Source organism: Actinoplanes cyaneus (genome assembly GCF_016862095.1).
Taxonomy (GTDB): Bacteria; Actinomycetota; Actinomycetes; order Mycobacteriales; family Micromonosporaceae; genus Actinoplanes; species Actinoplanes cyaneus.
This window is the reverse complement of sequence record NZ_BOMH01000041.1, coordinates 118,812-131,609: the sequence shown is the minus strand read 5'-3', so window position 1 is coordinate 131,609 and position 12,798 is coordinate 118,812. Positions and strand designations below refer to the sequence as shown.

Here is a 12,798-nt window from a genome sequence, read left to right as displayed (position 1 = left end):
CGTTGACCGACGGGCTGTCCCGCCTCTGTCCGGCATTTCGCCGCCGCCGGAGAAGCTCGTCCGGCTCGTGCTTTCGCCCGCGACCTGGCTGTCGCGCGGCTTAGCCGCGCGAGGTCACCGGCATCCGCAGGGGGACGCCGAACCGGTTGTACGCGTTCATCAGCGCGACCTGGACGACCAGGGCCCCGAGCTCCTCGTCGTCGAAGAACTGGCGCACCCCGGCCCACACCTCGTCGCTGACGCCGTGCCCGGTCAGCGTGGTCGCGGCCTCGGTGTACTCCAGAGCCGCGCGCTCGGCCGGGGTGAACAGCGCCGACTCGCGCCAGGCGGACAGCTGCAGGCGGTTGACGGAGCGCTGCCGGCCTTCCGCTGCACGGAGGTGCGGCAGCGAGGGCCGCTGGCGACCCCGGCCGAGGAATGCACCGCGCCGTGCGCGATCGCCAAGGTCATGGACTCGGCGGACCACGTCTGGCGGGAGTCGCTGCGCGCGATGCCGCCCGGGACACCGGAGCAGGCCAGGGTCTGGCTGCGAAGCTGACCGGCCCTCCGCCGCTCCGACACGCCGGAACGGGCGGGGAGAGGCCCGCCGGGCACCACCGGGTGGAGACTTGATCTTGTTCTCGTACCCACGCTGACCTGCTGGGATGTCCCATGACCCGCCTGCCGTTCCGGCGCCGCTCCGGCGTCCGCGCCGCCATGCAGATCCTTCTCGCCGTCTGCGCGGTGGCGACCGTGGCGAGCATCGTCGACATGGTCGCCGGCGGTCTGTCGGACAGCCGCATCGGCGTGCTGCTCGGGCTGGTCAGCCTGACAGCCGCGATCGTCATGTACCTGTGGCCGGAGAAGAGCCAGGAATCGTCCTGCGAACTGGCCGACGACCTCGCCGAGACACTGCGCGAGCAGTGGCTCGACGAGGCTCAGGCCCGTCGGCTGCGGGATCCTGGCGTCATCCCGCTGTCCTGGGCCGCGACCGGCAGCGACGCCATCGCTGACGGTCCGGCAAGGTCCGACAACGGCTTGCGCGTACGTCGTAAGAGGCTGAGCGGTCGCCTGGACGGCAACTTCGACGAGGTCGTCCACCGGCTCGCCGACGACTACGCGCACCTGGATCGCGGCCGGCTCGTGCTGCTCGGCGAGCCCGGCGCCGGCAAGAGCGTGCTGGCCATGCTGATGACACTGGGTCTGCTGGACGCCCGCACGCCGGGCGGCGTGACCCCGGTGTTGCTGTCCGCCTCGTCCTGGGATCCGCTGTCGGTGTCGCTGGACGCGTGGATCGTGCGCAGTGTCGCCGCGTTGTATTACAACGACCAGCCCGAGACGCCGCGGCGGTTGTTGCTGAGCGGTCTTCTCCTGCCCGTGCTCGACGGCCTGGACGAGATGCCCGAGTCGGCCCGGCGCGGCGCCGTCCATGAGATCAACCGGGCTGTCGGCAACGACCGGCCGGTGATCGTGACGTGCCGGTCCGCGGAGTACACCGATGTCATCCGGGGTGGTTCCCCGGTCCTGCACGGCGCTCCCGTCGTGGAGATGGTGCCCTTGCCGGCGCAGGACGTGATCGCCTACCTGTCGTCGATCACCTGGCCACCCGGCACGGTCTGGGACGAGGTGTACGCCGACCTGCTCGCAGCCGCGGCCGACGGGGATCATGATCATCCGGTGGCGAAGGCGTTGTCGACGCCGCTCATGGTGTCGCTGGCCCGGTTCACGTACGAACGCTGTGGTGGCCGTCCCTCCGACCTGCTCGACACTGCGCGGTTCGAGTCACGCCACGAGGTCGAGGACTTCATCATCGACCAGTTGATCGACGGCGCGTACGCCCCTCGCTTCCGGCCCGCGGCCCAGCCCATGAAGCCGTCGCGGTGGTCCGCCCCGCAGGCCAGGAAGTGGTTGCGCTTCCTGGCCGGCTATCTGCACCAGCATCAGGATCGTGACCTGGCCTGGTGGCTGCTCCCGCGCCTGCTGCGGCCCTGGGTCGGGTTCGCCCTCGGCATCACCGGTGGTGCGGCGGTCGCTGTTCTCGTCATCGCAGGTCTTGCAGTGCTGAGCGATGGTCAGGATGTCATGTATCTCTCCACCGACTGGGGCATCCTGCTGAGTGTTTCTTTTGCACTTCTCACAGTGATGATCTGGTTCGCGGCCGGCGACCGGCTCCCTGGACGACTGTCACTGTCCTTGAAGGGATCGAGCAGCCGGTTACGCCGTGGATTCCGCAACGGCATCGCGATCGGCACCGTGGTCTGCGGCATTCCGCTGGTCATCGCCACGGCCATCTTCGCGTTCAGAGTCGTCCGATGGGATCTCGCCGAATTCCGGGGTTTTTGTCAGGTCTTCACTCAATGTGGAGCGATCACTCTGGTGGTGGGTCTGGCCCTGGCGGTGCACAACTGGCTGAACGCTCCCGCGGAGCGGTCCGCACGCGCCGACCCGCTTCGGTTCGTCCAGCAGGATCGCCGGTCGTCGCTGTCTGGAGCCGCTTGCGCGGGTCTCACGGTCAACGTTCTGCTCTTCCCGGCGATGATCGGCGGTGGCTTCGCCGGCACCCTACTGAGCAAGGCGATCTCCCGTGATCCGGCGTGGGCGGCAGCCTGGACGCATCTTGACCGGCGAACCACGTTCGGCATGGGCGTGGCCTGGAACTCGGTGGGCGACAATCTTGCGCGTGCCGTCGCTTTCGTCCTGCCCGGGCTGATGCTGGCGGGTCTGGTTCTGCTCACGTCCGCCTGGCCGCGATTCGTGGTCGCGCGGGCCGTGCTCGCCATGCGTGGACAGTTGCCGTGGCGCCTGATCGGCTTCCTGGCCGAGGCCCGGGAGAAGGGCCTGCTGCGTCAGGTCAGCGGTGTTTACCAGTTCCGGCACATTCGGTTCCAGGAGCGTCTCGCCACCCGGCCGACCGGGCTGACCGAGGTTGCCGATACGGCGCCGGATCGCAGAAGGCATCGACGGCGGCTGTTGGCGGCATCCACCGCGGCAGCCGTCCTGGCGTGTGTGGTGGTGACGATCGCGCCCGCCGACAAAGCCGTCGCCGTGCTGTCGCGGTCCGGGGTCGCATACGAGTTCGTCGCACTGGGCGAAGCAGCTCGCGTCATGGCGGTCTCGAGGCGGGACGGCTCGGTCGAGATCTGGAACCGTGACTCTGCGGGATTCGGTGATTCTCCCCGGGCGGTCCGGAAGCTCGCGGGGCGGCTGTTCGCCATGGCGTTCAGCGGCGACGGACTCACCCTGGCTGTCGCCGTCGACAATCTCGTGTACGTGATGGATCTGGATCTGGTGGATAGATATCGACCGTTTCGGTCCTATCAGCCTGTGCGCTCCCTGAACCTGGACGAACGTGGCCGAGAGTTGGTTGCGGTGGACGCCCAGCATCGAATCATGGTTCGCGACCTGCGATCCCGGGTCGTTCGCGGTTGTGACATCACCCTCGCCGACTCCGACCGGGGAAAGTTGGAACTGTGGTACGCGTATCCGCTCTGGATCGACTGGGGCGGGTGGGCCGAGTCGGATACTCGCGGAGGACCGCAGGAATTCGACCAATGGGTCGGTGATCCCGAGCGGATGGTCACTGCTGATTGTGATGGGGTCGCTGTGCGGGGGATCTTCGGTGACCATTATGAGACCTATTCCCCCGGCTATCAGTACGGCCTTTGGGGCGGAGCCGTGACTGCACAGTCGCGAACGGCGGCGACCTTCGCTCAATTCGGCGCCAGCATGATGACCGTGACCCGAGTGGGTGTGGATTCCCCCGGCTCGGCCCAGGTCCACATCGGCACGGGCCGCAGTCTGAATGTCGGATACGAGTTCGGCGTCGACGATCATGTGGCGATCAGTCCCGACGGGAAGTTCGCGGCGGCGACGTTCGGTGGAATCGTGCGCCTCTGGGACGTCTCGGAAGCGGCCCTTCCCTGGTCCGAGCCGCTCTGACCACCCGCATCGTCCATCGAGACCACGCCACCGCCATGGCTGCGGCCGCCTTCCTACGCGTGATCGCGTTCGACCGGCCTTCCCACGTCCCGTGAGTGTGTAAAGCTGGCGACTCCGGACGGTGCGAACGGACCGAGGAGCGCGAACGATGGCAAGAGTCGTCATGCAGGCCGTGGTGTCGGTCGACGGGTTCATCGCGTATCCCGACGACTCGGTCGGGCCCCTCTTCGACTGGTACGGCAACGGCGACGTGACCGTCCACGCCAACGACAAGTGGTCGTTCACCATGAGCCGGGCCTCCGCGGACTATGTGACGCCCTTCTGGACCGGCGTGAAGTGCACCGTGATCGGGCGTCACCTGTTCGACACCACCGACGGGTGGTCGGGTGTGCCGGCCGCGGGGGAGACGCTGGTCGTCGTCACCCACCGGCCGCTGCCGTCGGAGTGGCTTGCCCGGTTCCCCGGCGCGCCGTTCCACACGGCCGGCTCTGTCGAGGAGGGCATCTGGCTCGCGAAGGAGCTCGCCGGGGACGGCCTGGTCTGCGTGACCGCGGGCGACGTGGGCGGCCAGGCATTCGCGGCGGGCCTGGTCGACGAGGTCGCCATGGACGTCGTGCCGGTCGTGCTCGGCGAGGGTGTGCGCTTCTTCGGCCGCCACACCGGAACCGTCCTGCTCGACGACCCGGACGCGGTCGTCCAGGGCGACCGCGTCCTGCACCTGCACTACACGGTCAGGCGCGACAGTCTCTGATCAGGTTCAGCCACGCGCCGGCCGATCAGGCGGCGTCGACGCTGCTCACGAAGCCGCGAACGGCCCTCGCCCGGCTTGTTGTCCGAGTCGCCGAAGCCGCGCAGGTCATCTGCGAAGACGCTGCCCCACGCGCCCGGAGCCGGACTTCGCCCGGCTGAGCTTCGCCTGCCGTACGCCGGCAAGCCGCGCGTCAGGTAGCCGGTAGACCGGTGACCTCTTCGTAGATGGCGTCGTAGCCCTCCGCGTCGACCAGGTCGAGCAGGCCCGACTCGTCCAGGGCGTACACGTTCCGCGCGAAGCAGGCGTTGGTGACGGCGACAAGCTCGGCGACGGAGCCGTACTCGACGACGGGGTTTCCCGGATCCAGCAGCGACACCACGACCGGCTCCTCACCGGTCTCGGACCACGCGGCCACGTACAGATCGGTGCCGCCGTCGCGCAGCAGCGGCACCCCGTGTCGATAGGGCAGATCGACGGACAAATCGTCACGGGCCTCGGCGAGGGAGACCGGCCAGTATCCCGGGATCACCCAGCAGTCGCCGATCGTCTGGCCGGGCGCGTCCTCGACGCCGTCGCACCACGAGAACCAGGTGAGCACGGCTGCGGGCAGTTCGGCGCCGAGCACGGCGACGATCTGTTCGGGCGACCGCCCGGGTCGTAGCGAGGATGCGACCGGAGCGCCGAGCCGGCTCAGCCACTCGCTCCACGAGCGCAGAGCGTCCGCCAGACTTGCGTCATCGTTCACGCGCAGGAGGCTAGCGCGAGTCGGGAATCCCGCCTACGCGTCGAGGGCGCCGAGGCCGGGGGAGGAGAGGTGCAGCACCTCGTACCGCTCGGTCGCGTCCTCGTCCGGGGCGGACGTGTCCGCCCAGAGCACGAACCGCAGCAGCTCCCACCGGTCCGGGTCGACGGCGAGCGCGGCCGTGTGCACCCCGTCGCGGTGGGCGAGGTCCCGTAACCGTGACACCTCTTGTGAGATCAGCGCGGGCAGGTCCGTCCCGACGCCGGCCGGCACGGCGGTGAGCCGCCGGGACGCGGCCCGGGGCGTGGTCGCGCGGGCCGGCCCGGCTTCCGCGGCGATGCCGGTCCAGTGCCGTACGGCGGGACGGCCGAAGTCGCGGATGATGTTCTGGAAGCCGCCGCCGCCGACCAGGAAGTGCGCCATCGCCGCAGGGTTGTTCCACAGGTAGAACGGCGCGTACTGGTTGACCGGCGACCCGTCGACTCCGCGTTCCCGGATGACGTACGCCTTGAGGCCCAGCCCGGCACGGTCGTCGAGCACGTGCCCGCCGGCCGCCACTCGTTTGCGGATGATCCCCATGTCGTAGTCGGCGGGCAGGGCGATCTCGTACTGGCTCGCGTACACGGGTCTCCTCAGTCGGTCAGCAGGCTCAGCAGACCGCTGACGGCCTGGTCGAACGGTGCGGGCGAGCCGGCGGCGCGCGCCAGCACGTACCCACCCTGCAGCGTGGCGACGATGGTGGCGGCCACCGCTTGCGGGTCCAGTTTGGTGCCTGTCTCGGCGACGATCCCGGCGAGGCGCCCGCGCAGCCAGCCGAGCGTCTCGTCGACCGGCGCGCGCAGCAGCGGGTCGGCCATCACGTCCGGGTCCTGGGTGAGCCGCCCGATCGGGCAGCCCTTGAGCACGTCCCGCTCGCGCCGCAGGTAGGCGGTGATGCGCTCGATCGGAGTTCCCGGCCCGGAGAACTGCTCCTCGGCTCTGGCCCTCATCTCTTCCGCGGTACGGCGGATGGCCGTCAGCGCCAGCTCCTGTTTGCCGCTGAAGTGGTGGTACATGCTGCCCTGGCCGGACCCCGCCCGCTGCTGGATCGCCTTCGGACTGGTCCCGACGTAGCCACGCTCCCAGAGAAGGTCCCGGGTGCTCTCGATCAGTCGTTCCGCCGCGTTCACCCCCGCACTGTACATACTAGTATGTACAAAAGTTGACGCGGGTTCCGGTGACGCTGGACTCCGCTGGCGCGGCGGAACCCGGCAACATGCGCGTGCTGCACGTCGGCACGGGCGCCGAGGAGCGGGTGGCGCCACGGGGTGACGACAGTGATCCGGTGCACCGTTCCGGCGCAGGCTGCGGTGTGCGAGCATCTGTTCACCCTCGTGCCGGGTCCGGGGCGTGAGGTGACGGAGGCCTGAGTGAGAAGTGAGCGGTTGAGGGTCCGACGGTTCGCCGCGGGGGATCTCGACGACTTCCTGGCCTACCAGGCCGACCCGGTGGTGCGCCGCCACCTGCCGGGGGAGCCGATGAGCCGGGAGCAGGCGGCCGGCTACCTCGTCGCCCAGGCGGTGCTGGACGAGGGCGCGACCCAGGCGTGGCACGGCTATGCCGTGGAGCACGTCGCCGAGCAGCGGGTGATCGGCGACGTGGGCGTCTGGGCGCCGAGGGATTCCGGCGCGCCGGGCGATGTCGGCTTCCAGTTCCACCCCGGGTTCCACGGCCGTGGCTACGCGTCCGAGGCCATGCGAGTCTTCGTCCCGTACGTCTTCGGGACGTTCTCCTTCCCGGAGATCACCGCGACCTGCGATCCGGCGAACACGTCGTCACAGGCCTTGATGAAACGTCTGGGGATGCGCCTGATCGAGGAGTCGGAGACCCGCATCCGGTACGCCGTGACCCGCGAGGAGTGGCGAGCAGCGTCGATGCTCGCCGTGGACTGACGCCGGGCCGTCGATCGAGGCAGTACGACTGTCGGGCCGAGCCGCGGACGCCGCTTCCGGTCCGGCTCAGCGATGGTAGGTGCGCTGGCTGGTGGCTCGCAGGTTGCCGGCCCGGTCGTAGGCGCGGATCCGGACGGTGAACCTCTTGCCGTACCGGCCCGGCCGGAGAGTGAAGGCGAACGCGGGCCTGGTGTCGACGGCCACCTGCTTGCCGTTCACCATCAGCTGGACCCGGGCGATGCCGTTACGGTCGCTCGCCGTCGCGGTGATCGTGGTGGTCCTGGAGAGCGTGGCACCGTTCCTGGGCGCTCTGCCGAATGCCACGGTCGGCCGGGTGTTGTCGACGATCACGGTGCGCGATGCGCTGGTCTGGTTGCCCAGCGCATCGCGCACGATCCAGGTGAAGGTCCGGTTGCCGTCCCTGCCGGTCTTCAGGCCGGCACTGGTGTAGGAGGCTGGGAGACCCGCCCCATCCGCACCAGCCAGGTAGGACCGGCTGATGCCGGCGGGATCCGAGGCCGTGACGGTGGTGGTGAATCGCGGGCCACGTACCAGGGCTCGGTCACCGGGAGTGACGGTGACGACCGGCCCACTGGTGTCCGCGTCGGAGTCGCCCGCGGTGGTGTGCGCGGTGATGCTGATGAGATAGCTGACGCCGTTGGTCAGCCCCGTGATCGTGCAGGCCTGGGCGTCGGCACCGGTGGTGGTGCAGGTCGCCGGCTCCGGCGCCGCCGCGGCAAGCTGGACCGTGCCCTTCTGGCGGGTCGAGGACGTGACGATGCACGGGGTCTTGGTGGACGAGCACGGATCCTTGGTGGCGGCCGCCGTCACGGTGTAACCCAGCAGGGTTCCGGCGCCCAGCGCCGCGGGCTCCCAGGCGACGGCGATCGACTCGCTCTGAGGCTGCGCGGCCCTGATCACCGGCGGCTGCGGCCGATCCGCGGGGAGCACGGCGGCCGGGGTAACCGGACCGGTCGGGCTGCTGGGTGGCGAGGTTCCCAGCTTGCTGGTGGCGGTCACGGAGACCGTGTAGGCGGTGCCGTTGGTCAGCCCGTTGATCGTGCAGATGCCGCCGTGGCTACTGCTACTGCTGATGGTGCAGGACTTCCCGCCCGGGGAGGCGGTCGCCGTGTATCTGATCGGCGTCTCCTCACCGGAGTCCGCTGAACTCCAGGACACCGTGATCGCCTTGTCCCCGGCGGTGGCGGTCACACCCGTCGGCGGCTGCGGCCCGATCGACGGGCTGGCGGACGGCTGCGGGGTGGTGGTCGCGCTCGGCGACGGTTGTGGACTGGCCGGCACGCTCGGCGACGGTTGTGGACTGGCCGGCACGCTGGGCGAGGGTTGCGGGCCGGTGGTCGGGCCGGCCGACGGCTGGGGTCCGGCCGCCGGAGGGTCCGGCGGCAGCACTGCCACCGGAGCCGGCTGATTCGTGACGTCGCCGTTGCCGAGCTGGCCGTGGACCGCGGCGCCCCAGCAGTAGGCCTTGGCATCGCTGCCCAGCCCGCATTCGTGGCTACCACCGGCGCTGAGCCCGACGAAGGTGACCCCGGCCGGCGCGTTCACCGCCACCGGGGACGACTGTTGCGCGGTGCCGCCGTCGCCCAGCTCGCCGGAGGCACCCGAGCCCCAGCAGTACGCCTTCGTGTCGCTGCCCCGCCCGCACGTGTGCGCGCCACCGGCGGTGAGCTGGGTGAAGGTCACCCCGGCCGGTGCGTCCACCGCCACCGGACCCGACCGGTACGTGCCGCTGTCACCGTCGCCGAGCTGGCCCCGGTCGCCGGCGCCCCAGCAGTAGGCCTTGGTGTCGCTGCCCAGCCCGCACGTGTGGGAACCACCGGCGGTGAGCTGGGTGAAGGTCACGCCGCCGGCCGGGGCGTTCACCGCGACCGGACTCGACCGCTTCACGGTTCCGCCGTCACCCAACTGGCCTGAGCTGCCGTAGCCCCAGCAGTAGGCCTTGGCGTCGCTTCCCAGCCCACAGGTGTGGGCCAGCCCAGCGGCGAGCTGGGTGAAGGTCACCCCGGCCGCCGCGTTCACCGCCACCGGGCTCATCCGGTACTCGTTGGTGCCGTCGCCCACCCTGCCGTCACCGTTGTAGCCCCAGCAGTAGGCCTTGGCATCGCTGCCGAGCCCGCACGTGTGGGCCAGCCCAGCGGTGAGCTGGGTGAAGGTCACTCCGGCAGCCGGGGCGTCCACCGGCACCGGACTCGACTGGTTCTCGCCGTCGCCGTTGCCCAACGGCCCGCCCACACCCCAGCAGTACGCCTTGCTGTCGCTGCCCAGTCCGCACGTGTGCCGGCCGCCCACGGCGAGCTGGGTGAAGGTCACGCCGGCGGCCGGGGCGTTCACCGCGGTCGGGCTCGGCCGGTCCGTGTCGGTGCCGTCGCCCAGCTGGCCGGTCTGATTGTCACCCCAGCAGTACGCCCGGCCTGCGGCCTCCAGCTCACAGCTGTGAGTGACGCCGGCGGCCACCTGCACCACCGGGCTGGCGGGTTGCTCGGTGACCGGGGTGACCGGCCCCGCCACCGCGCTGGCCGGAGAAGTTCCGCCGTGAACTCTGGTCACCACGGTGACGGTGTACGCGGCGCCGTTGGTCAGTCCGGTGACCGTGCACGTCAGCGCCGGGCGGATCCCGGCGGCGCAGGTTCTCCCGCCCGGGGACGCGGTCGCCGTGTAGCCGTCCAAGAAGTCGAGGCCCGGACCTGTCGGGGCCGTCCAGGAGACCGCTATTCGCCGGTCATGGGCTGTTGCCGTGACGCCGGTCGGCGGAGGCGGAGGGGTCGGGGTGGCCGGCTCGGAGGGGTCGCTCGCGGCCGAGGTGCCATCCGTGCTGGTGGCCGTCACGGTAACCGTGTAGGGGGTGCCGTTGGTGAGCCCGGTGATCGTGCAGGTCCTCTGGTCGGGGTCGGTGGCGCAGGTTCGCCCGCCCGGCGACGCGGTCGCCGTGAAGCCGGTCAGCGTCCCGGTGCCCTGGTCCATCGGGCTCCGCCAATACACCACGAGTTCCTCGTGACCGGCCAGGGCCATTACCGCGGTCGGCGGTTGCGGCCCGGTCGGCGCCGGTCCGAACAACATCCGGGCCGGAGCCGGATGATCCGTGCTGTCACCGGTGCCCAACCGGCCGCGGTCGCCCCAGCCCCAGCAATAGGTGGCGGTGCCGGTCAGCCCGCAGGTGTGGTGGTAACCAGGGGCGAGCTCGGTGAAAGCCACCCCGTCCGGTGCGTGCACCGGCACCGGACTCGACCGGTTCGTGGTGCCGCCGTCGCCCAGTTGACCTTGAGGATTGTTGCCCCAGCAGTACGCCTTGGTGTCGCTGCCCACCGCGCACGTGTGATGGTCACCGGCGGCGATCCTGGTGAAGGTCACCCCGGCGGGCGTGTTCACCGGCACCGGAGTCGAGTGATTGGTGGTGTCGTCGCCGTTGCCCAGTTGGCCGGTGTCGCCGACTCCCCAGCAGTACGCCTTGCTGTCGCTGCCCAGTGCGCAGGTGTGGTAACCGCCGCCGGTGATCCGGGTGAAGGTGACTCCGGCGGGCAGACTCACCGGCACCGGACTCGACTGGTTCGCGTCACCTCCGTCGCCCAGCGTGCCGAATTGGCCGGCGCCCCAGCAGTACGCGTTGTTGTCACTGCCCAGCCCGCACGTGTGGTAGCCACCGGCGGCGATCCGGGTGAAGGTCACGCCGTCGGCCGGGGCGTTCACCGCCACCGGACTCGACCGGTCGATGGCCTCGCCGTCGCCCAGCTGGCCGTGGAGTCCGACGCCCCAGCAGTACGCGTTACCGTCACTGTCCAGCGCGCACGTGTGGAATTCCCCGGCGGTGATCTGGGTGAGGGGCACCCCGCCGGGTGGGAGCACCGCCACCGGACTCGTCCGGCTCGTGGTGCTGCCGTCACCCAACTGCCCGTAGGCGTTCTGTCCCCAGCAGTAGGCGTTGGCGTCGTCGCCCAGCCCGCACGTGTGGTAAAGACCGGCAGTGACCTGGGTAAGGGCGACTCCGGCAGGGGCGTGAACCGCCGTCGGAGTTGTCTGGTCCGTGGTTCCGCCGTCGCCCAACTGACCTAGATAGTTGCTGCCCCAGCAGTAGGTCACGCCGTCGTCGGCCCGAGCACACGTGTGGGCGCCCCCGGCGGCGATCTGGGTGAACCGGGCGGTCGACGGGTCAGCCGCGGCCGGGCCGGTGATCACCGCCGCCAGCATCACCGCCGCGGTGGCCATCGACGTGATCCTTCTCAGCCCACAGCCCACCATCGCAGCCCCGCAGCATCCGTGTGGTCTTCCCCCGAAGACTCACTCGTCCAGGGATTATCAGGCGGAACGCACCACGTCAGGAGGCGTTTCCTCGAAACTCGTCGGCGCCCGCCGGGGCGAACCGAGGCGTCAGGACGAGCCGCGGATGATCAGGGACGTGGGGAGGATGATCGGGGCCAGCGGAGTGGTGGCGTCGGTCAGCATGGACATGATGGACTCGGCGGCTGCGGTGCCGATGCCGGTCTTGTCCTGGGCGACGGTCGTGAGTCCGGGAGGGATCAGCGCCGCCACCTCGATGTCGTCGAAGCCGACGATGGCGACGTCCGCCGGCACGCGCAGCCCGGCCTCGTCCGCGGCGCGCAGCGCCCCGACCGCCATCTCGTCGCCCGCGGCGAACACGGCGGTGGGCCGTGGATCGGTGCTGAGCAGCTCTTTCATGGCGGTGTAGCCGCTCTCCAGGTACCAGTCCCCGGCCGGCGAGCCGGCGAGCTCGAGACCCGCCTCGGACAGCACCTGGCAGAAGCCCTCGAGGCGTTCCACGGCAGGGTACGTCGGCAGCGGCCCGGTGATCGTCGCGATGCGCCGGTGGCCGCGTTCGATCAGGTGCTGGGCGGCGAGCCGGCCGCCGCCCGCGTTGTCCGACGTGATGTACGTGCAGGCCGGCCCGGTGAACCGCAGGTCGAGCGCGACGCACGGCACCCCGGCGTCGGCGAGCGCGAGCACTGCCGGGTCCCGGCTGCCGTTGTCGATGATGACCACGCCGTCGACGTTGTGCCGCTGGACCGCGCGCAGGAAGCGCGACTGCCCGGGGCTCTGGTCGGGTGCGAGCATCAGCAGGTGCAGGCCGTGGGCGCTGAGGGCGCTCTTGAGCGCGACCAGGATGTCCTGGAGAAAGGGGTGCCGCCAGCCGGGCCGGCGGTGGTCGGTGTCCCAGACCAGGCCGACCATGTTGGACTTCTTCGTCGCGAGGGTGCGGGCCGACTCGTTCGGCAGGTATCCGATCTCGGCGGCCACATCGAGCACGAGTTGTCGCGTCTGCTGACTGACCACCTCCGGCGTGTTGAAGACCCGTGAAACGGTGGCGACGGAGACGCCGCTCCGACGTGCCACTTCTCTGATGCTGGACACCCTGGACGCCCCTATGTAACCGGTTTCAAGACCGTAACAGCGCCGTGTCGCGACGGTCAACACCCGTCGACGCC

The 12,798-nt window shown here is 70.2% G+C and carries 9 protein-coding genes; 3 read left to right on the top strand and 6 right to left on the bottom strand.

Annotated features, from left to right (window positions below):
- Positions 1 to 100: 100 nt before the first annotated feature.
- A complete protein-coding gene (locus Acy02nite_RS27815; RefSeq protein WP_203745823.1) occupies positions 101 to 466 on the bottom strand; it encodes a carboxymuconolactone decarboxylase family protein in 366 nt (121 codons plus the stop codon).
- Positions 467 to 651: 185 nt separating this feature from the next.
- On the opposite strand from Acy02nite_RS27815, the gene Acy02nite_RS27810 reads away from it, so the two are divergent.
- The gene (locus Acy02nite_RS27810) at positions 652 to 3,918 is read left to right on the top strand and encodes an NACHT domain-containing protein (RefSeq protein ID WP_203745821.1); all 3,267 of its coding nucleotides are present in this window, start codon (positions 652 to 654) and stop codon (positions 3,916 to 3,918) included.
- Positions 3,919 to 4,066: 148 nt separating this feature from the next.
- Entirely contained in the window at positions 4,067 to 4,669 is a 603-nt protein-coding gene (locus Acy02nite_RS27805) for a dihydrofolate reductase family protein (protein WP_203745818.1), read from the top strand.
- A gap of 190 nt (positions 4,670 to 4,859) precedes the next feature.
- Here the strand turns inward: Acy02nite_RS27805 and Acy02nite_RS27800 are convergent, their stop codons facing one another.
- The 3 genes from Acy02nite_RS27800 to Acy02nite_RS27790 are packed head-to-tail and all read right to left on the bottom strand — an operon-like array spanning position 4,860 to position 6,580.
- The gene (locus tag Acy02nite_RS27800) at positions 4,860 to 5,414 is read right to left on the bottom strand and encodes an SMI1/KNR4 family protein (protein WP_203745816.1); all 555 of its coding nucleotides are present in this window, start codon (positions 5,412 to 5,414) and stop codon (positions 4,860 to 4,862) included.
- Positions 5,415 to 5,447: 33 nt separating this feature from the next.
- Complete coding sequence (locus tag Acy02nite_RS27795) at positions 5,448 to 6,035, bottom strand: DUF4865 family protein (RefSeq protein ID WP_203745814.1); 588 nt, start codon at positions 6,033 to 6,035, stop codon at positions 5,448 to 5,450.
- Positions 6,036 to 6,043: 8 nt separating this feature from the next.
- A complete protein-coding gene (locus Acy02nite_RS27790) occupies positions 6,044 to 6,580 on the bottom strand; it encodes a TetR/AcrR family transcriptional regulator (RefSeq protein WP_203745812.1) in 537 nt (178 codons plus the stop codon).
- A gap of 255 nt (positions 6,581 to 6,835) precedes the next feature.
- On the opposite strand from Acy02nite_RS27790, the gene Acy02nite_RS27785 reads away from it, so the two are divergent.
- The gene (locus Acy02nite_RS27785; protein ID WP_203745810.1) at positions 6,836 to 7,342 is read left to right on the top strand and encodes a GNAT family N-acetyltransferase; all 507 of its coding nucleotides are present in this window, start codon (positions 6,836 to 6,838) and stop codon (positions 7,340 to 7,342) included.
- A gap of 66 nt (positions 7,343 to 7,408) precedes the next feature.
- Here Acy02nite_RS27785 and Acy02nite_RS27780 read toward each other — a convergent pair whose 3' ends face one another.
- Positions 7,409 to 11,563, bottom strand: a complete 4,155-nt coding sequence (locus Acy02nite_RS27780; RefSeq protein WP_203745808.1) for an RCC1 domain-containing protein — start codon at positions 11,561 to 11,563, stop codon at positions 7,409 to 7,411.
- A 162-nt stretch (positions 11,564 to 11,725) separates the two neighbouring features.
- Positions 11,726 to 12,706, bottom strand: a complete 981-nt coding sequence (locus Acy02nite_RS27775) for a LacI family DNA-binding transcriptional regulator (protein ID WP_239175267.1) — start codon at positions 12,704 to 12,706, stop codon at positions 11,726 to 11,728.
- Between the last annotated feature and the right edge of the window lie 92 nt (positions 12,707 to 12,798).

Bases quoted from the DNA above. Each gene is read 5' to 3' on its own strand.
- Acy02nite_RS27810 (WP_203745821.1), top strand. From the start codon at position 652: ATGACCCGCCTGCCGTTCCGGCGCCGCTCCGGCGTCCGCGCCGCCATG.
- Acy02nite_RS27805 (WP_203745818.1), top strand. From the start codon at position 4,067: ATGGCAAGAGTCGTCATGCAGGCCGTGGTGTCGGTCGACGGGTTCATC.
- Acy02nite_RS27780 (WP_203745808.1), bottom strand. From the start codon at position 11,563: ATGGCCACCGCGGCGGTGATGCTGGCGGCGGTGATCACCGGCCCGGCC.